This window comes from Sulfurovum sp., assembly GCF_041551015.1.
Taxonomy (GTDB): domain Bacteria; phylum Campylobacterota; class Campylobacteria; order Campylobacterales; family Sulfurovaceae; genus Sulfurovum.
In genome coordinates this window covers 1-18,819 of sequence record NZ_JBFENQ010000017.1, presented here as the reverse complement: position 1 = coordinate 18,819, position 18,819 = coordinate 1, and the positions used below count along the sequence as shown (strand labels likewise).

Sequence of the window (18,819 nt, the reverse complement as noted above, 5' to 3'; positions counted from 1 at the left end):
TTTGCTAAATCAGCATGAAAATTAAATTCACTAAATTTCATTATATACCTTTAAAATATGAGGTACCCCTCATTCATGTCCAAAAAATCTTTTTGAACTTAAGAGAAACTCCCGTAAGAGGTTCTATAAATTCATACCTATAAAAATTATATCATCGTCAATAAAATCACTCCAAAAAGTATTCTATAAATACCAAATGCCACAAAAGTAAATCTTTGAATAAATGCAAGAAAAAGTTTGATCGTCAAATAAGCCACAACAAATGCAGCAATGAAACCAGCAATAAAGGCACCCCAGTTGGCATCTGTAAAATCTTGATAATATTTGAGTAGATCATATCCTGTCACTGCTGCCATCACAGGTATAGCGAGTAAGAATGAAAACTCCATAGATGTTTTTCTGTCTAAACCTACAAGTAAACCACCTATTATTGTTGCACCTGCTCGACTGGTACCCGGGATCAGAGAAAATATCTGCGCTATGCCTACCCAGAATGCCTGTTTGTAATTTACTTTTTCGACATGTGTAACATGTGCCTTTTTTTCTTCATAAAAATACTCAACTATGAGAAAAACAAACCCGCCAATAATGAACATCCAGGCTACTATTTCAACGGTAAAAAGTGTTTTTATATAATCTTTAAAGATGTATCCGACGATTGCCAGAGGAAGAAAAGCCACAAAAAGTTTTTGCCATAAGTCTATTTGTTTGAAAGTAATTTTTTCTTTGTAGATAAGCATAACAGCAAGGATCGCAGCAAATTGGATGATCACTTCATAGGCTTTGGTCAATGCATCTTGAGAAACGCCCAGGAATTCACTGGCGACGATCATATGCCCCGTAGATGAGATGGGTAAAAACTCTGTAAAGCCTTCGATAATACCGATGATTATCGCTTGAAAAATATCCAATGTGTACCTTTAAACCATGCTAGAAAAATAACTCTCGTCTTTTGCCAATAGTGCTTTTGGTGTACCACTATCAACAACCTTACCATCTTCCAACACATAAATGAACTCTGCACTTTTAATAGTACTAAGTCTATGTGCGATAGTAATCACCGTCTTTTGGGACAAAAAGTCATGCAGTGCATCAAACAGCCTCACTTCTGTATGTACATCTAAAGCCGAGGTTGATTCATCAAAGATCACCACTTTGGGATCAGATAAGATCATCCTTGCTATTGCTACTCTTTGTCGTTGCCCTCCACTGAGCTTGATACCATCTTTTCCAACAAGCGTATCAAGTCCCAAATCTAAACGTTCTATGACATCTGTAAGCTGCGCGATCTCGAGTGCATTTTGCACAACATCATCACTATAAACTTTGCCTAACGTTAGATTAAACAACATTGTATCATTAAAGAGTTTAGGATGTTGCAAGATGAGATGAATATTTTCTCTTATAGTTGAAAGTTTTAGTGCTTTGTTAGACACACCACCATACATAACCTCTCCATCATCCAAGGGATAGAAACCTACAAGTATGTTAGAGAGCGTTGTCTTTCCGGAGCCACTGGCTCCAACAATAGCGACCTTTGAACCTTTTTCAATATACATATTGATATTAGTTAATATACTTTTGTTTTCCTGATACGAAAATGAAAGATCCTTCACCTCTATGTCAATGGCATGTTGAGAATCAAAAGGATTGATCTGCTCTTGCCTCTTTGGTTCCTGTTCCATCGCATAAATGCTGTTAATGCGTGTACACGCCGCTTTTGCAGTAGAGAGTGCGTATTGGAAGTTAATGATATCTTGGGTAGGTGTTACCATCACCCAGAGGTAAGAAAAAATAGCAAGCATCAATCCCACAGAGAGATCAGAATATGCCACCGCTAAAATACTCACTGCCCTAAAGACTTCATAGCCGCTCAAAAATACCAAATAAGAATACTTCATCGCAGCTTCACTTTTATACCCGTACGCAATAGCATGGTCTTTCAGTTCTCTGGCCTTTTCTTCACTCTTGTCAAAGAAGTACTCTTCTTTATTCGCTGCACGAATTTGATGAAAGAGTTCCAAAGTTTCATTTAACGCAGACTGAAATACTTCCACCGCTTTGTTCTCATCTTTTTTAAGTTTACCAATGTTTCGTGCAAGTTTTGCAGTAAAAAAGACAACGATTGGGTTAGTCACCAAGATGAAAACGGCAAGCTGCCAATGGATCCAAAATAATACCACAGCAGAAAAAATTAACACAAAAGAAGCGATGATAAATTTAGAGATGGTACTGCTTACAAATCCGTCTATGGTTTCCACATCTGTGACCAGTTTGGAAGTCACTGCTCCTACACGCATCGTCTCATACTCTTTAAGTGAAACATGTTTCAAATGTTTAAGTAATGACTCTCTCATCTTATATGTAATATTTTTTGATATGACAGTAAATATCTTACTCTGCATAATGCTTAAAAGTACGCTGGTCACACGAAGAAAGATGATGATTGCTAAGACAAAGAGTACATACCCTTTTGTATCAGAAGTAAAGATATTTTCAGAGATCCAAGTGATGAATCCATGATCCTGTCCCAATAAAAGTTCATCTACTAGTATAGGAATAAAAAGTGGAATAATGACAACAAGCAGTGTAGAAAGCAGTGCAAGTACATTTCCTAAGATGACAGCTTTTTTATAACTAAACAGTTGTCGTACAATGCCTTTTATACTACAACTGTTATTTTGCATTACAGAGCGTCTACTATCTGAAGTATCTGAGTGAGATCTTTCTCATCTACACAATGTGTAGCTGCCTCTTTAAGTATAGGTTTTGCACAAAATGCCACACGGGTATCTGCATGGGCAAACATACTAAGATCATTGGCTCCATCACCTACAACAAGCGTATTTTCACGACTTACACCCAATAAACCTTGCATACGTATGATCATATCACCTTTGGCTTCTCCATACATCATCTCTCCCCCAACTTGACCGGTAAGGATACCTCTTTCACTATGTAAAAAGTTTGAAAAATCAGCATCAATACCCAGCTTCTCACATGCAGGTTTTGTTGCATTTCTAAAACCACCAGAGAAACATACCACTGTATAACCTCTCTCTTTAAGTCCAGCCACAACTTCAAACGCACCAGGCATCATAGGAAGTTCAGAACAGATACCATTTACTCTTTCTTCTTCCAAACCTTCTATGAGCGCTACTCTGGCTACAAGAGACTTAAAAAAGTCTAACTCCCCTGCCATTGCTCTTTCAGTAATCTCTGCCACAGACTTTTCAAGTCCAAGTGGTGCAGCCAAAAAGTCGATGGTCTCGCCATCCATCAGTGTTGAATCAAAGTCAAATACGGCTAGTTTAGTCATCATAATCCCTAATTAATATTTGTTAATATATCATGCTTTGGTTATTCTGTAATAACCTTCTATGCATTATTTAGGTAGAATTATAACTAATTAAACTATAAAGAGTAAATTCATGTTTGAAAAATTTTGCGACGTTCTTTGCCTTGAAAAAAGATTTATTACTGTTGAGATCAATCCACCACATGGTGCATCTATCGATGGTATCATTGCAGATATCAAAAAGCACAACCTCCAAGACAAAGTTACAGGCTTTTCATGTACCGACAACCCTTTAGCCAAACTCAAAATGTCAGGGGTACTCTCTGCCATTAAAGTACAACAGACATTTAACAAACCCGTCATCGCTACGATGAGTATGAGAGACAAAAACAAACTCTCATTGCAATCTACCCTACTTGGTGCAAATGATTTTGACTTACGTTGTATCTTGGCACTTACGGGTGACCCTGCAAAATTCTCAGATCAACCAGATGTTAAAGGTGTACTTGAACGTGACTCTACCTTGCTTTTAAGCATCATACACCACTTAAACAAAGGTGTAGACTATAGTAATAAGCCACTAAACCCTGCACCGAAGCCCATCTATCCGTTTGCTGTGAGCAATGCTACTGCAAAAGACATGAACAGCCTTAAAAAACGTATGATTAAAAAACTTGACTATGGTGCACGTGCCATCATCACACAGCCTGTCTATGACCTTGAAAATGCCAAAGAGCTTTTAGCTCTCTTTGAAGAAGCCAAAGAAATAAGTATAAGAGACACAGCCAAAGAAGCTCACCTCGTCTTAGGTCAGTTTCCCATAGTACGTGCCAGAACAGCCAACTTCATTGACGACAAAGTGCCAGGTATCTCTGTACCGAAGCCGATCATAGACGAAATGAACCTAGCTGCCATGGACGGAGAAGAGAAAGAACAAGAAGTAGGCTTTGCACTCTCTAAACGCATCTTTGATGAGATTATGGATCTGCATGGGAAAGTGCATTTGATGACGCATAATCGTTTTGATCTATGTTCAGACTTGATAGGATAAAATAACTTCAAAGTCCTCGTGCATAATACGAGGACATACTTCTTTTAAATACTTACCGCATCAAATATCAGCGGATAAAGTAACCCATACAGTGTCACAAATAGTAATGGTACTGCCCAAATAAGACCGATACCGAATGCCAGTGCACCTAGTGCCATGATTAGGCTGAGTAGGAAAAAAAGACCAAAAACCTTAAACCAGTGTTTTGTTACTGCTTTTCTCGATAGTTCCATTGCATCCCAGACATCCATCTCTTTATCCACTATGAGTGGTAAAGTAAAAACATATGCAATACTCAAGTAGATACCAGGAAGGATAAGAAGTACAAAACCCATGACCGTCATAATATAAATAAGCAGTCCTGCCAATGCTAACTTACCGGTAAGATGATAGTAGTTAAATATAGATTTAAACTCTATATTCTCTCCTCGTGAGTAGTGTATAGCAAGCATTATGACACCTGCAATTAGCGGCATAAGTACAGGATAACTTAAAATGGTAACGATCTGTTGATTCAGAAGATGTGGCTGTGCAAGGGACGATGAAGAAGGAAAAAATATGCCCAATATCATTTGTACGATAATGGCAACAACAACATATACAACAAATGCAGCTAGAAATATTCCCTTGACACCTTCTATACGCCTAAAACCTTCTTTCATGATTTCTATAATGTCAAAATCATATTCGGGTATATTTTTTATATCTTGATTTTCATTCTGCATTTTCGGCCTTTTTTTCGATAGATAAATAATTATAACCTAAAAAATATTCAGAGAGTTCTATTATTAAACATCTTCTGCTATACTCACAAAAATAAATTAGGAGATAATATGTCTGAATTACAAAAATTTCGTTTGATCAATAAAATAGAAGGAATCTCATTTATCATCTTACTCTTCATTGCTATGCCGCTAAAATATAGTTTTGGTTACCCTATGGCAACTAAAGTAGTAGGTATGCTGCACGGTCTACTTGTATTTGCTTTCATCTACCAGATCATTGAAGCTAAAAAAGAAGATGGCTTTATGTTAAAAGAGACTGCACTCTACTCTATCTTGTCACTAATACCGTTTGGTTCTTTCTATACGGATAAACTGCTTGCTAAAAAGATGACAATAGCATAACGTGTTCCTTTGGCTACTGCTACAATAAGTGAAAACCACTTAAAATTGTAGCGTAACACTCCCGCAATGAAAGTCAATGGGTCTCCGATAATAGGAACCCATGACAGTAGCAGCGTCCATCCTCCATATGAATCAAAGAAACCTCTTGCTTTTTCCATCTTCTTTGCTGACAGATGCCCTTTTTCTTCAAGATATGCTTCACCTTTTAGTCCTAACCAATAGTTCACCATCGAACCTAAAGTATTACCTACTGTTGCAAATGTCCATAAGAGTACCAATGAATGGTTTTGGGAGATATCATAAAGAAGTAAGGCTTCGCTTCCCATAGGGAGCAGCGTAGCAGAGATAAAGGCAACGGTAAAGAGTGTAATATAAACCATTAAAGTGTCTTAAAGTGCATTTCTCCCTCCTCTATGACACCTACCATTCCTTGGCATGCCAATGAGGGTAAAGAAATGTATTTACCTACTGTCTTACACTGATGAAAATGGCCTTCAATCACAAGATCTGCTTCAGTATAATTTTCCAATATCTCTTCTACTCTTTTTTCAAAGCCATGAAAGGTAAAACATATATGTTTTTTTGACAATTTTCTCATGCGACGACCAATAATAGCCTTTTCAAAAGGCTTGAGGATGGTCAGGGTCGTCTTGTTACGTAAAACCTTACAATAGAGATTATAAGCAAAACCTATGGCATATTTGTCGCCATGAGAAATCGCAATTTTTTTCTTTTCCAAATTAAACATCACAGGCTGTTCTTCTCTACTGTATACATGAATATCAGGGAAAACTTCTTTTAGACAAAAATCGTGATTGCCCTCAAAGTAGTGCATTTCAAGTTTTTGTGAAAGTGTTTGCAATAAAAGTATGGCTTCTTTTGAAAAAGTTTGTATGTAGTCGTTGTGTCCAAAGAGCAGATCAAAATTGTCACCCATCAAAAAGAGTTGAGGGGTTTTTAATTCTCCACTTTCAAGCTTTTTAAGTAAATCTAAAAAAGCATCTCCATGATGAGGATAATGTGAGTCAGCGATAAAAAGTGCTTGCTCTTTTATGGTTATCATATTATTTACTATGGCTCGTTATCATGGCATATAGGCAATAGTTGGTATACCCATACCTTCATCATATCCACACATAAGATTCGCAGCCACAAGGGCTTGTGAACTTGCACCACGCAAGAGGTTATCTATGGCTGAAGAGACAAAAAGTGCATTGCCGTTTTTGGCTGCGAAGATATCACAGAAATGTGTCCCTGCTGTACTTTTAATGTCAACTGGATTCTCTCTGATACGGATAAAAGGATCATTAGCATAATGCTTTTTCAACACTTCCATTGGATCAATATCCTCTTTTAATGTTGCATAGACAGAGACCAGTTCACCACGTGTCGCAGGGATAAGATGCGGCACAAAGTTCACGTTCATTTTAACGCCGTGTACCTTTTCTATCTTCTCTGCTATCTCCGGTGCATGACGATGCTTTAATGGATTATATGCAAAAATGTTGTCATTGACAGAGACAAAGTGTGTACTTTCACTCAACTTTTTCCCTGCACCACTCACACCAGATTTTGCATCTACAAAAAGAGGTGCAGAAGTATCAATATATGGTATGAACGGCAAAATACCAAGAAGTGTTGCCGTAGGGTAACACCCTGGGCCAGCAGCAAGTTTAGTACTTTTCAATTCTTCTCTATAATACTCGACCAGTGCATATGTAGCATCATCTAAATGTGCTTTGTCTTCATGCTCACAATAGTGCTCTTCATAGGTATCAAGTTCTAAACGATAATCAGCAGAGAGGTCCACAACTTTTACACCTTTGTCCAAGAGTCCCTTTGCGAAGCCCATAGAGGCTTTATGAGGAAGTGCAAGAAAGACAAGTTCACAGTTTGCAGCCACAGCATCTGCATTTGCTTTTTCAACAGGAAGACTGATCACATTTACCAATGAAGGATGTAATTGCTCTATCATTGTATCACCCTGAGTAGTAGCAAGATACGTTAACTGAAACCCGCCATGCGTTACTAACATCTTGACCAGTTCCAACCCAGTGTACCCACTGGCTCCTACAACACCTACTTTTATCATACTATCCTCTTTAATCTAATTTTATTTCTTTATACGACACCTCTTCAATGTCATATGTCTTTTTACCTGTTGGCAATGTTAATGATACTTCATCACCCTCTTCTTTTCCTATGAGTGCTCTAGCCATAGGCGACTGAATAGAGATAAGCCCTTTAGCAGGATTAGACTCTTGTCCACCTACAATGGTATAGCATATCTCTTCATCTGTATTTTGATCTATCAGTTGTACCGTTGAACCAAAACTCACTCTCGTATGTGCAAATGTTGAGGGGTCTACCACTTGTGCTCGACCCACTACATCTGTGAGTTCTGCTATACGTGCTTCCATAAGACCTTGTTTTTCTTTTGCTGCATGATACTCTGCATTTTCCTTAAGATCTCCCTGTGCCCTTGCCTCATCAATGACTTGGGCAATAACGCCTCTCTCTACAGATTTTAACTGTTCAAGTTCTTCTGAAAGTCTGTTATAAGTTTCTTTTAACATCGGCTCTTTTTGCACGATAGGTCCTTTTAAAATAATGAATTAATTTCTAATTGTAGGTATTATACCAAAAAGGTTATAATACCGTTAAAATAATAGACTTCTTTTATAAACGTTAAAAGAAGTCTACAGATAAAGTACATAGAATGAAGCAAATATTAGTTACGAACGATGATGGTTTCGAGTCTAAAGGCCTTGAAGCACTGGTAGACGCACTGAAACCTTTAGGTCATGTTTCTGTAGTCGCTCCAACAACAGAGAAATCAGCCTGCGGACATTCGCTGACATTAACGAGACCGCTCAATTTTGTAGAAGTGAAAAAAGATTTTTACAAATTAGATGACGGTACACCAACAGACTGTGTTTTTCTTGCACTCAACAAACTTTTTACCAAAGAAAATAGACCGGATATTGTTATCTCCGGTATCAATATCGGCTCAAATATGGGTGAGGACATCACCTACTCCGGTACAGCGTCTGCTGCCATGGAAGCCGTCCTGCAAGGTATCCCTGGCATTGCCATCTCACAAGTCTATAAAGACCATGGTGAAAGTATCAAGGAGCTAGGCTATGATTTAGCTAAAGAGAGCATAGTCACCCTTGTAGAAAAGATTTTAGCCAACGATTTTCCTCTGCCTCCACGTAAATTTTTAAATATTAATATCCCCCCTATTCCAACTTCAGAGTGTAAAGGCTTTAAAGTCACACGTGCAGGAAACCGTCTCTATGGCCACCATGCTGAAGTACACCATAATCCACGAGGTAAAGAGTACTATTGGATAGGTTTACCTGCCTTAGGATGGATGGAAACCCAAGGTCATGTTACAGACTTTGAAGCGATTAACGATGGTTATGTTTCAATTACCCCTGTTCATCTTGATATGACAAGCTATGATGATATCAAATCTTTGGATGCCTGGCTATGAGATTATCACCAATTGAACGCATTTTGAGCAAAGCCCAAAACACTACGCTAACACTAAGTTCTATTCAGCATAAGGCTCTCGCGACTGCTCGCTCTTTAAAACAAGGATATAGTTTATGAGATTTCAAAGATGCCGTATGCTTTTTGGAGATGAAGACTTTGAAAAGTTACAAAAAGCGAAGATACTTATACTTGGTATAGGTGGTGTAGGCTCCTATGCACTTGACTGTCTTTACCGTTCAGGCGTCAGTGACATTACCATCTTAGATTACGATGTCTACGATGAAACCAACCAGAACAGACAAATAGGTTCAGAAGCAGTAGGCATGGTAAAAGTAGACCGTCTTCAAGAACTTTATCCTGGTGTAAAAACCATCCATCAACATATGACGGTGGCCTGGGTAAAAGAATTTGACTTTGAACCTTATGACATCATCATAGATGCAGCAGACACAACCAAAGTGAAGATAGAAGTAGCTAAAAAATGTTACAAAAAGCTCATTATGGCTCTGGGTTCTGCAAAACGCTATGATACCAATAAAATAGAAGTCACCTCTATTTGGAAAACACATGGTGATGCACTCGCAAGAAAAATACGTAATGAACTCAAAAAAGTAAAATTTGACCGAAACTTTACTGTCGTATTTTCACCAGAAGAAGATAAGTGCAAAGAAAAAGGTTCTTGTGTTGCGGTTACAGGTGCTGTCGGTCTGACTGTTTGTTCCGAAGCGATCAAAAGGATCATTAAATAGTTTTCCAGTGACAATACATCGTTTTTATCCAGTATCATATAATCAGATACTTTTAGAACACAACTTTGTGTATTGACTGGTATAACCTTATAAGCTTTCTATATCTAATCTGAAATTATCTAATCCCTAATTTATGAAGAAGAAAAATGACACTGTAATAAGCAAAAACGGTTAAAAGGATAGAGATAAGCATACTTGGGTAAAAACTGAAACCTTTTTTGATTAAAATAGGAAAAGCAATAAATAGTGTCATGGATGGTGCAATTAACCAAACAATACTATTTGAAAACTCTACCGCCTTGTTACTGCTATTTGTATCTATATACATCCAAGTCATAGCCAATATAGATACCAAAGGTATAGCTGCCAATATGGCACCTATTAAGCTGCTTCTCTTTGAAATTTCAGAGATTAATACAATTAAAATTGTGGTAATAACTAGTTTTGTTATATAGTAAGCCAAATATTTTCCTTTTAAGTCTCTCTACATATAAATATAATCTAAGTTAACAGATATAAGAGTTTCATTTTTATGGGAGAATATAAACAATAATTACTAAAAAACATCTTATTTGATAAACCTTATAAAATATACAACTTTATAAGGTTTACAATGAAAACTAGTATATATTTAGCTTAGACATCAGTATTACCGCAGTGTCCACATTTTTTAGCAGCCAGAGGAATACTTTCGGCACATTCACTACATGTTTTTGTCGTCGGTGCTTTTGCCTCTTCTGGTTCTTTGAGTCTATTATACGCTTTGATAAACATAAATACAACAAACCCCAAAATAACAAATGAGATCACATCATTAATAAACATACCATACTTGATTGCCGGTGCACCAGCTTTGTCTAAAGCAGCCATACTTTCATAACTGTTACCATCAAGTGCGATAAAAAGTTGAGAGAAATCAACCTGTCCCATAAGCATACCAACTGGAGGCATCACTACATTGGCAACCATTGATTTTACTACTGTAGCAAAAGCCCCACCAAAGATGAAACCAACCGCCATATCTACCATATTTCCCTTGATGAGAAACTTTTTAAATTCTTCCAACATTCTTGTCCTTTTTTATATCTTTTCTTTTTTCTACGCAGTAAAACTACATAGAAATTGCCCGCAGGAAATACCCTTTTGGTGCATCTTGCTAAAGTATTAAGATAAAAAATTATAATATATAGATGAGAAGATAAGTCTTAAAATTATAAGGAAGTCTCCTCATATTATTATAAAGAGATAAAAAAGGAAAATTGTTTGTAAAAAATGATTTTCCCATCTTTAGTATAATAAAGAAAAAGTAAATGAAAGTATGTTTAACATGGCTAATAATCATAATCTATTACGTAACATACATATCTTTTTTTGGATGATCATAGGAATAGCTGTCCTCCTTTTTTTGATTCCACGTCTTGAAAACTATCTGATAAAAATGTCAGCCAAACCTCAAGTTGTCACAGCAAGAGGAGAATTATCTGATGTAGAAAAAACCAATATAGAAATCTTCCGTCAAGCCAGTCCTTCAGTGGTCTATATCACTACACTTGCAGAGATGGTAAACTTGTGGACAAGGGACATCGCCCGCATACCCAGAGGCACAGGTTCGGGATTTATCTGGGATAAACACGGACATATCATCACAAACTATCACGTCTTGGAAGGTGCCTCAACAATACGTATACGCCTAAGTGACCAACGTACCTTTAATGCTGAATTAGTTGGAGCAAGTCCACATCATGATATTGCGGTACTACGTATGCCTATAGTATCTAATATGCCATCTGCATTACCCATAGGCACTAGTCATGACCTTCAGGTCGGACAGATGATGTATGCTATCGGTAACCCTTTTGGATTGGACCAGACCCTCACCACAGGTATCGTTTCGGCACTGAACCGAAGCCTCTATAATGACAGCGGCTCTCAGATCAAAGGACTTATCCAAACCGACGCAGCGATCAATCCTGGTAATTCAGGCGGTCCCCTCCTAGACAGTTCTGGGCGTCTGGTAGGAATCAATACTGCAATTTACAGCCCTTCAGGTGCCTATGCAGGTATAGGACTTGCTGTACCAGTCGATACGGTCAACCGTATCGTACCACAGCTTATCGCACATGGAAAATATGAAAGACCAAAACTCGGGATCACCATCGATAATGAACTCAATAAACTCATCACTTCCCAATATGGTATAAAAGGTGTGGCAGTCATCGAAGTAGAGCAAGGCTCACCTGCTGAAATTGCGGGACTTAGAGGAATAGAAATGATGGATAGAAGTCATCTTGTGGCCGGAGACATCATATTGGGTATTGATGAACATGAAATAGATGACATCAGTACACTACTGACCACCTTGGAAAACTATCATATAGGTGACAAAGTCAAACTAAGATATTTACGTGAAAAGAAAGAAAACACGATATCAATCATTTTAAAATAAATATATACGATAAAAAATAGTATACTTTACTATGGCTATACATCAAGAGACGATCACACTATCACCAAAATCAAAAGGTTTTCATCTCATCACCTCAGAGATAGAAAAATCTCTGCTTTCAATGCCATCCATTGAGGCTGGGCTTTTACACCTTTTTATCAAACACACGAGTGCTTCACTTAGTATCAATGAAAATGCTGATCCCTCCGTACGTGAAGATATGGAGAACTTTTTTACCGATATCGTTGATAAGAAGCCCTACTATATCCACACCTATGAGGGGTCGGATGATATGCCAGCACACATCAAAGCTTCAATACTTGGAAGTTCACTGAGCATCCCTATTACAAACGGTAGGATGAATCTTGGTACTTGGCAGGGGATCTATCTTGGAGAACATAGGGATTACGGCGGAAGCCGCCGCATTGTAGTTACATTATATAGTTAAGTACTTAGGTTAGCTTTCTATTCCTAACAGCCAAAACTGTCAATACAAACAACCCTGCAACTGCATAGTATATCCACATAGGGATAGGCACTGGGTCACCTGCTGCGTATGAGTGTAAACCTGAGAGATAATAGTTTACACCAAAGTATGTCATAAGTACTGTAGAGTATGCCCATGTTGATGCCACATTATAAATAAAATTTGACTTCAATGACGGGATAAATCTTAAGTGAAGTACAGTCGCATAGATAAGTATGGTCACTGCAGCCCAAGTCTCTTTAGCATCCCAGCCCCAGTAACGTCCCCAACTTTCATTTGCCCAAACACCACCTAAGAAGTTACCTATAGTCAGTAAGAAAAGACCAATGATCAGTCCCATTTCAGAAAGATTTGTCAACTCTTTAATCGAACGGTCGATATTCTCATTACCATTTTTACCTCTCATGATATACAATATAAGTACTAAGAGTGATAAGATGGATCCTAGTCCCAAGAAGCCATCACCAGAAATGATCGTGGCTACGTGAATCATGAGCCAGTATGACTTAAGGACCGGTACAAGGGTAGTGATCTCCGGGTTAATGAAATTCATATGTGCTACACCCATAGTCACACCTGCCAAAATGGCTGTACCAGCTAACGCAAACGGCGAACGTCTAGCCAAGACAACTCCTGCAAGAACTGTAGAAGCTGCAATAAACACGATGGATTCATATGCATTAGACCACGGTGCATGTCCTGCAATATACCAACGAATACCCAGTCCAACAATATGCATAGCAAACCCAATCATAAGTACAGCCAATGCAACACGCATGATCCATTTCATAGAAAATGTCGGTTTAAGTACATTGATAAATGAAAATACTAAAAGTAAAACTCCTAGAATCAAATACAATGGAACCAGCTTCGAAAAAAGACCAAATTTATTATACTTGATCTCCATGTCTATATGATTTTGACTTGGGATCACTGCAGCACCATATTTTTCCTGATACTGACGTATGCCTTTAATTGCCAAGTCTGCATGTGACCAATTACTTGTTTTCAGCCCTTCTGCTACCATTTGGAAATAAGCTGAGATACTCATTTTTACAGCATCAGACTGCTCTTTAGGATAATCTTTGATCGCATCCATAGGTGCCATCCATTTGTTGTTGGCATCATTAGGCTTTGGAAAGATGCGTAAGAGTGAACCCTGATATGCCATAAAAGCAACGTTCACTCTTTCATCTATTTTGATAAGTTCTTTATCATATTGTGTTTTTTCAAGTGGTTTTTTTTGACTTGCCTCTGTTACTGCTGAAAAGATCTTGTAACTGTTGTCTGCCTGAGAAAAGAAGTCTGTAAACTTTGCATATTTCGTTGTTTCAGGAAGTCCTAGTGTTACAGCGATCTTTTTGTGCCCGACTTTTATCATCGGTACATTTTGATATAGTTCAGGTTGCATGATCATACCGAGTAACATTTGATTAGGTTCCAGATCAAAGAGAACTGATCTTCCTGTGATCTTAGCAATAACCTCATGTGCAACCGTATCCATAGGTTTCATACGTCCCTGATGATCCTGCACAGCAATTTTTCCAAAATTTCTTGCATGTTCTGCATCATAAGACTGCATTGCTTTTAGCATACTTTCATCAATGGATGGTGATGCAGCATTCAAATTTTGTGGACTAATTGCTAAAAGTGCTACAAAGGCTATGGCTGCAGCAGATGCCTGTAGTTTTTTTGCTCCCTTAAGCAGTTTTTGGAATCTTCCACTAGGTGCGAACAGAGACCAGATCATCCCGAGTGTTAATAATATATATCCTATATAAGTAGGTAAAGTTCCCGGATCGTGATTCACTGAAAGTACTGTACCTTTTTCATCCTGGTCATAAGAGGACTGGAAGAAACGATAGTTTCTATGGTCAAGTATATGGTTCATATAGATCTTATACGGCATATTGATATTTTGTTCTTTGTCTATAAGGACTACATCACTGGAGTATGATGCAGGTGTCATAGAACCAGGGTAACGCTCTAACTCAAAATTATCAAGCTTGATAGAAAATGGCAACTCTATCAACTTCGCTCCTACACGCATATCTATATCTACACCATTGAGTTCCATTTGTTTCATTTTTCCCATTTGACCTTGATACGGTCTAGTAGTAATGATTTGACTTTTATCTCCAACACTCACTTTCCACTGCATATATTCAGCTTGACCTCTTTGTGTCTTAATATCATGAGAGTCCAATTTTAGAATGGCTTTTTCATGTATATCTTTCAATACGATCGCATTCGGTCCAAAACGGTATAACATTCTGTTTTTAAATTCATTCTCTCCTGCATCTAATTCTGCAGAAGTTCTATCGTTCATGTTAAGCGTTTGAAGTACAAACGGAAAATCTACCTTATATCCGGTACCTTCCTCTTTGATGAGGAAGGTTGGCTTATCAGTAGTAGGTTCAACATCATAACCTACATAAAAACCGCCAAAGTCTTTTCTTTCACCTTTCGCTATGTAGTATATTTCACCTTTTTGGCCTGTTGAAATTTTCAGTTCTAAAAGTTTTTTTCCGTCTGGAGAAGCTATCGCTTTTTCATGTGTTGTCGGCAAATACTTGAGTAATTCTATCTTTACCTCTTTATCACCAACAGAAAGTGTCTTGCTTAAAGAATTCTCCGTCATGGTAGAGAAGTAAATCTCTTTTTCAAATACAGCACTCTTATCACCCTGTTTAGCCTGCAGTTGTAAGATCTTTACATCTGAGACCATCGTATTACTTGAAGCACCTTCACGTATATGCATGACACCTTCATAACCTATATAACGTGTTACAAGTGCACCAAGTGCAATGACAAGAAATGAAAAGTGGAAAAGAAAAACTGCAGGTTTTGTTTTATAACTTTTATATTTGATGATATTGTAAACAAGGATAGCCACGAAATAAGCCAAAAATACTTCAAACCATTGTGCTTTGTAGATCAGTGCTCTAGCTGTTTGTGTCCCATAATCATTTTCTATAAACGTTGCTATGCCCGCCAGTGCACCAAAAGCAAATAACATAAACACAGCCATTTTCATGGAAAAAATATACTTCATCCCCTACATCCTTGTACCATTAAGTGAAAAGATTATAACGGATGTTTGCTAACCGAATGTTAATTGAGGTAGTTAATCTTTTATTATTCGTACAATGGGTAATGAATGTTACATTAAGAGACCGTAACTACAGCTCTATAAGTACACGAAACCCTACAAAATAATTGCGTCCACCTGAACCAAGATTGATCCTGGAAGAGCAACGGCTGTTTTCAGCACTTCCGTTCCAAGAACCTCCGCGTAATACTCTTCCCTTCTCATTGGGTATTGTATAGCGGGATCCATCTCTAGGTGTGTTTTCATAACTTTCACTGTACCAGTCTGCACACCATTCCCATACATTACCATGCATATCATAGAGTCCCCATGCATTTGGTTTTTTTGTACCTACCTCATGTGTCACACCTTCTGAGTTGTCAGTATACCAGGCATAGTCACCAAATTCTTTTTCGTCGTAACCAAAACAGTAATTCCCCGTACTCCCTGCTCTACAGGCATATTCCCATTCAGCCTCTGTAGGAAGTCTATAGGTTTTCCCCTCTCTTTGTGTTTTCCATTCACAATACGCTTTTGCATCATGATAACGAACACGTCTTACGGGTACATCAAAGCCAAGATGTTCATGCCTCTCTTCAGGTACTTCTGCTCCTGTGGCTTGTGTAAAGAGCATATACTCTTCCACAGTCACCGGTCTCTTAGCCATGGCAATATCATAGTTGATATGCACTTCATGTAGAGGTTTTTCTCTCTCTTTAGCAAGTACGTCATCAGAACCCATAAGAAAAGACCCTCGAGGCAGATGTACAAAATTGTCATCAAAATATGATTTCATCATATTATTTTAACTCTCCCCAGCTATCGCCTACACTTACTGAACACTCCAATGGCACATTTAAATCCAATATATTTTCCATTGTGTGTACAAATCGTTTAGATATCTCTTCTACTTTTTCTTCTTTCACTTCAAAGATAAGTTCATCATGTATCTGTAAAAGCATAAATGCGTCTAGATTCTCTTCTCGTATCATTGTGTCTATATGATTCATAGAGAGTTTTATAAGGTCTGCTGCCGAGCCTTGGAAAACGGTATTTACTGATTCACGCATAAAGGCTGCTTTTTGCATCCCGTTGGCACTCTCATAGTCAAATATACGTCTTCTTTTCAGTATGGTTTCCACATAACCATCTATCTTGACACGTTCCTGTATACCTTCCAGGAAATTCTTTACTGTTGGGAATGATGCAAAGTAGTTTATAATGATCTCTTTGGCTTCTCCTTGTGTTATTCCCACATCTTCAGAGAGTTTTTTCGGTCCCATACCGTAAAGAAGTCCAAAATTCACAGATTTTGCTAAATTTCGTTTTTCTTGAGCCTCTTCTTCTCCAAACAGTTTAATTGCAGTCGCCAAGTGAATATCTACACCCTTATTAAATGCTTCCATTAAAGCTGCATCTTTTGAGAAATGTGCAAGTAGACGAAGTTCAATTTGAGAGTAGTCGATACTCACCAGTTTATACCCTTCTTTGGCTACAAAAGCTTCTCTTACTGAACGTCCAAGAGCTGAACGTACAGGAATGTTTTGCAAGTTAGGATCACGTGAAGACAAACGTCCTGTTGCTGTGCCTGTTTGAACAAATGAAGTGTAAATACGACTGTTTTCATCCGTATTAGCAAGTTTTAGCAAAGGGTCCACATAAGTAGAGAGTATCTTCTGATATTCTCTGTACTCAAGGATCTTTTCGATGATAGGATGCTCTCCTACCAGTGAACTTAGTACAGATTCATTGGTACTGTACCCTGTCTTGGTTTTTTTCCCGCCTTTGAGTCCCAACTGTTGAAACAGTACTACACCTAATTGTTGTGTTGACTTGATGTTAAATTCTGATCCACTAAGTTCATATATCTCTGAAGTCAATGTAGACAGGTCTTCACTGAGTGTTTTTTGTAATGCTTCTAATTTTCTAGGATCTATCTTGATACCTAAACGTTCCATACGCATCAAGACATTCATAAACGGATATTCTACATTCTTTGCTTCTTTCAAAAGATGCGAAAGTGAAGAGAGTTCCATCTTCTTTTTAATGGCTCCATAGAGAAGATATGTCATCCAGGCATCTTCCGCAGCGTAAAAAGTAGCATCTTCTATAGCTACAGCCGAAAAATCTTCTCCTTTTTTTATCATCTCTTTGAAAGGCTTCATCTCATACTTGAAAAATGTCTTGGCAAGTGTATCAAGCCCTACTTTAGTGCCAGGGTTAGAGAGCCATGCCATGATCATCGTATCGGCAAATGGTATAACAGGCTCCATATCAAACTGATTGTAAAGCAAAGAAAAATCAAATTTCAGATTTTGTCCGACAATGTTATGTGTCATCAGTTTCTTTAATGCTAAAACAGCATCATCCATACTTACCTGCTCTTCTACCCCAAGATAGTTATGTCCAACTGGTACATAGTATGATTTCCCTGCTTCAAAACAAAAACTGAACCCTACCATCTTTGCTACTTTGGTATCTAGGCCTGTTGTCTCAGTATCAAAGGCGACTATTGCATCTTTGTCTATATTCTCTATCACACTTGATAGTTTCTCTTTACTGTCTAAAGTAACTGCTTCAAAACTAAGGTTTGAACTTTTCGGTTTTTCAACCACTGGACAGTCTGTCTCTTCAAGCCCTATTTTTGCTTTTTTAATGGCCTGTTTCATCTCATATTTTTCAAACTCTTCAAGCAAGCATGAGAGATAATTTTTATCTTCAAAAACAAAGCTTTCAACATCCATATCTTTAAAGACATCTGTACTCATTGTAACCAATTTACGAGATAAAAAAGCGTTTTCCTTACTCTCTAAAAGTAGTTTCTGTATACGCGGTGTACCACAATTTTCTATGTCTTCATAGATCGCTTCAAGTGTATGATACTGATTGATAAGTTTCGCCGCACCTACTTTTCCTATGCCTTTTACGCCAGGAATATTGTCTGAACTGTCCCCTAGTATGGCTTGAAAGTTGATGAAGTCTTTAGGGTATACACCAAATTTATCCACACATGCTTGTTCATCTACTTCTTGTTTTTTTACAGAATCATACATAACTACCACACCATCA

Annotated in this window: 19 protein-coding genes; 6 read left to right on the top strand and 13 right to left on the bottom strand. The window is 37.8% G+C overall.

Annotated features, from left to right (window positions below):
- Nucleotides 1–146: 146 nt before the first annotated feature.
- From ABZC96_RS02310 to serB, 3 genes are read right to left on the bottom strand one after another with little or no spacing between them, the layout of a single operon-like run.
- Nucleotides 147–911 carry an undecaprenyl-diphosphate phosphatase gene (locus ABZC96_RS02310; protein WP_373028803.1) on the bottom strand — a complete coding sequence of 255 codons (765 nt, stop codon included), beginning with the start codon at nucleotides 909–911 and terminating at the stop codon, nucleotides 147–149.
- Between the two features lie 9 nt (nucleotides 912–920).
- Nucleotides 921–2,687, bottom strand: coding sequence for an ABC transporter ATP-binding protein (locus ABZC96_RS02305; protein ID WP_373028801.1), 1,767 nt, complete (start codon nucleotides 2,685–2,687; stop codon nucleotides 921–923).
- Complete coding sequence (gene serB / locus ABZC96_RS02300) at nucleotides 2,687–3,319, bottom strand: phosphoserine phosphatase SerB (RefSeq protein WP_373028799.1); 633 nt, start codon at nucleotides 3,317–3,319, stop codon at nucleotides 2,687–2,689. The genes ABZC96_RS02305 and serB overlap by 1 nt, the downstream gene beginning before the upstream one ends.
- 112 nt (nucleotides 3,320–3,431) lie before the next feature.
- Between serB and ABZC96_RS02295 the strand changes: the two genes are divergently transcribed.
- Nucleotides 3,432–4,349, top strand: a complete 918-nt coding sequence (locus ABZC96_RS02295; protein ID WP_373028797.1) for a methylenetetrahydrofolate reductase — start codon at nucleotides 3,432–3,434, stop codon at nucleotides 4,347–4,349.
- 44 nt (nucleotides 4,350–4,393) lie between these two features.
- Here the strand turns inward: ABZC96_RS02295 and ABZC96_RS02290 are convergent, their stop codons facing one another.
- Nucleotides 4,394–5,074 (bottom strand): hypothetical protein, encoded by a 681-nt coding sequence (locus ABZC96_RS02290; protein ID WP_373028795.1) that lies wholly within the window; start codon nucleotides 5,072–5,074, stop codon nucleotides 4,394–4,396.
- A 108-nt stretch (nucleotides 5,075–5,182) separates the two neighbouring features.
- Here ABZC96_RS02290 and ABZC96_RS02285 point away from each other — a divergent pair, with 108 nt between their 5' ends.
- Nucleotides 5,183–5,476 (top strand): DUF3817 domain-containing protein, encoded by a 294-nt coding sequence (locus ABZC96_RS02285; RefSeq protein WP_373028794.1) that lies wholly within the window; start codon nucleotides 5,183–5,185, stop codon nucleotides 5,474–5,476.
- On the opposite strand, the gene ABZC96_RS02280 is transcribed toward ABZC96_RS02285, so the two are convergent.
- The 4 genes from ABZC96_RS02280 to greA are packed head-to-tail and all read right to left on the bottom strand — an operon-like array spanning nucleotide 5,434 to nucleotide 8,067.
- The gene (locus ABZC96_RS02280) at nucleotides 5,434–5,856 is read right to left on the bottom strand and encodes a YqaA family protein (protein WP_373028793.1); all 423 of its coding nucleotides are present in this window, start codon (nucleotides 5,854–5,856) and stop codon (nucleotides 5,434–5,436) included. The two genes, ABZC96_RS02285 and ABZC96_RS02280, sit on opposite strands and share 43 nt — an antisense overlap.
- Nucleotides 5,856–6,539: a UDP-2,3-diacylglucosamine diphosphatase gene (locus ABZC96_RS02275; RefSeq protein ID WP_373028792.1), complete on the bottom strand. Its 684-nt coding sequence runs from the start codon at nucleotides 6,537–6,539 to the stop codon at nucleotides 5,856–5,858. The genes ABZC96_RS02280 and ABZC96_RS02275 overlap by 1 nt, the downstream gene beginning before the upstream one ends.
- A 21-nt stretch (nucleotides 6,540–6,560) precedes the next feature.
- Complete coding sequence (gene argC / locus ABZC96_RS02270; protein WP_373028791.1) at nucleotides 6,561–7,568, bottom strand: N-acetyl-gamma-glutamyl-phosphate reductase; 1,008 nt, start codon at nucleotides 7,566–7,568, stop codon at nucleotides 6,561–6,563.
- A gap of 10 nt (nucleotides 7,569–7,578) precedes the next feature.
- Complete coding sequence (greA, locus tag ABZC96_RS02265) at nucleotides 7,579–8,067, bottom strand: transcription elongation factor GreA (RefSeq protein ID WP_373028789.1); 489 nt, start codon at nucleotides 8,065–8,067, stop codon at nucleotides 7,579–7,581.
- 128 nt (nucleotides 8,068–8,195) lie between these two features.
- Here greA and surE point away from each other — a divergent pair, with 128 nt between their 5' ends.
- Together surE and ABZC96_RS02255 are read left to right on the top strand one after the other, a co-directional pair.
- Nucleotides 8,196–8,975 (top strand): 5'/3'-nucleotidase SurE, encoded by a 780-nt coding sequence (gene surE, locus ABZC96_RS02260; protein ID WP_373028787.1) that lies wholly within the window; start codon nucleotides 8,196–8,198, stop codon nucleotides 8,973–8,975.
- A gap of 115 nt (nucleotides 8,976–9,090) precedes the next feature.
- The gene (locus ABZC96_RS02255) at nucleotides 9,091–9,726 is read left to right on the top strand and encodes a ThiF family adenylyltransferase (RefSeq protein WP_373028785.1); all 636 of its coding nucleotides are present in this window, start codon (nucleotides 9,091–9,093) and stop codon (nucleotides 9,724–9,726) included.
- A 115-nt stretch (nucleotides 9,727–9,841) separates the two neighbouring features.
- Here ABZC96_RS02255 and ABZC96_RS02250 read toward each other — a convergent pair whose 3' ends face one another.
- Together ABZC96_RS02250 and mscL are read right to left on the bottom strand one after the other, a co-directional pair.
- Nucleotides 9,842–10,189: a DUF3147 family protein gene (locus ABZC96_RS02250; protein ID WP_373028783.1), complete on the bottom strand. Its 348-nt coding sequence runs from the start codon at nucleotides 10,187–10,189 to the stop codon at nucleotides 9,842–9,844.
- A 173-nt stretch (nucleotides 10,190–10,362) separates the two neighbouring features.
- The gene (mscL, locus tag ABZC96_RS02245) at nucleotides 10,363–10,794 is read right to left on the bottom strand and encodes a large conductance mechanosensitive channel protein MscL (RefSeq protein WP_373028781.1); all 432 of its coding nucleotides are present in this window, start codon (nucleotides 10,792–10,794) and stop codon (nucleotides 10,363–10,365) included.
- 259 nt (nucleotides 10,795–11,053) lie between these two features.
- Between mscL and ABZC96_RS02240 the strand changes: the two genes are divergently transcribed.
- Both ABZC96_RS02240 and ABZC96_RS02235 read left to right on the top strand, forming a co-directional pair.
- Nucleotides 11,054–12,172: a S1C family serine protease gene (locus ABZC96_RS02240; protein WP_373028780.1), complete on the top strand. Its 1,119-nt coding sequence runs from the start codon at nucleotides 11,054–11,056 to the stop codon at nucleotides 12,170–12,172.
- Between the two features lie 31 nt (nucleotides 12,173–12,203).
- On the top strand, nucleotides 12,204–12,620 hold the full coding sequence (locus ABZC96_RS02235) for a secondary thiamine-phosphate synthase enzyme YjbQ (RefSeq protein ID WP_373028779.1): 417 nt from the start codon (nucleotides 12,204–12,206) through the stop codon (nucleotides 12,618–12,620).
- A 4-nt stretch (nucleotides 12,621–12,624) separates the two neighbouring features.
- On the opposite strand, the gene ccsA is transcribed toward ABZC96_RS02235, so the two are convergent.
- The 3 genes from ccsA to polA form a co-directional block, all read right to left on the bottom strand.
- Nucleotides 12,625–15,714, bottom strand: coding sequence for a cytochrome c biogenesis protein CcsA (gene ccsA, locus ABZC96_RS02230; RefSeq protein WP_373028777.1), 3,090 nt, complete (start codon nucleotides 15,712–15,714; stop codon nucleotides 12,625–12,627).
- A 127-nt stretch (nucleotides 15,715–15,841) separates the two neighbouring features.
- Nucleotides 15,842–16,549 carry a formylglycine-generating enzyme family protein gene (locus ABZC96_RS02225; protein WP_373028775.1) on the bottom strand — a complete coding sequence of 236 codons (708 nt, stop codon included), beginning with the start codon at nucleotides 16,547–16,549 and terminating at the stop codon, nucleotides 15,842–15,844.
- Between the two features lies 1 nt (nucleotide 16,550).
- Nucleotides 16,551–18,819, bottom strand: a 2,269-nt coding sequence (gene polA, locus ABZC96_RS02220; protein WP_373028773.1) for a DNA polymerase I, incomplete at its 5' end; no start/stop codon positions are given.

Coding starts and splice junctions, on each gene's coding strand:
- argC (WP_373028791.1), bottom strand. CDS start 7,568: ATGATAAAAGTAGGTGTTGTAGGAGCCAGTGGGTACACTGGGTTGGAA.
- mscL (WP_373028781.1), bottom strand. CDS start 10,794: ATGTTGGAAGAATTTAAAAAGTTTCTCATCAAGGGAAATATGGTAGAT.
- ABZC96_RS02290 (WP_373028795.1), bottom strand. CDS start 5,074: ATGCAGAATGAAAATCAAGATATAAAAAATATACCCGAATATGATTTT.
- ABZC96_RS02280 (WP_373028793.1), bottom strand. CDS start 5,856: ATGGTTTATATTACACTCTTTACCGTTGCCTTTATCTCTGCTACGCTG.
- ABZC96_RS02235 (WP_373028779.1), top strand. CDS start 12,204: ATGGCTATACATCAAGAGACGATCACACTATCACCAAAATCAAAAGGT.
- surE (WP_373028787.1), top strand. CDS start 8,196: ATGAAGCAAATATTAGTTACGAACGATGATGGTTTCGAGTCTAAAGGC.
- ABZC96_RS02255 (WP_373028785.1), top strand. CDS start 9,091: ATGAGATTTCAAAGATGCCGTATGCTTTTTGGAGATGAAGACTTTGAA.
- ABZC96_RS02305 (WP_373028801.1), bottom strand. CDS start 2,687: ATGCAAAATAACAGTTGTAGTATAAAAGGCATTGTACGACAACTGTTT.
- ABZC96_RS02295 (WP_373028797.1), top strand. CDS start 3,432: ATGTTTGAAAAATTTTGCGACGTTCTTTGCCTTGAAAAAAGATTTATT.
- ccsA (WP_373028777.1), bottom strand. CDS start 15,714: ATGAAGTATATTTTTTCCATGAAAATGGCTGTGTTTATGTTATTTGCT.
- ABZC96_RS02240 (WP_373028780.1), top strand. CDS start 11,054: ATGGCTAATAATCATAATCTATTACGTAACATACATATCTTTTTTTGG.
- serB (WP_373028799.1), bottom strand. CDS start 3,319: ATGACTAAACTAGCCGTATTTGACTTTGATTCAACACTGATGGATGGC.
- ABZC96_RS02285 (WP_373028794.1), top strand. CDS start 5,183: ATGTCTGAATTACAAAAATTTCGTTTGATCAATAAAATAGAAGGAATC.
- ABZC96_RS02275 (WP_373028792.1), bottom strand. CDS start 6,539: ATGATAACCATAAAAGAGCAAGCACTTTTTATCGCTGACTCACATTAT.
- ABZC96_RS02225 (WP_373028775.1), bottom strand. CDS start 16,549: ATGATGAAATCATATTTTGATGACAATTTTGTACATCTGCCTCGAGGG.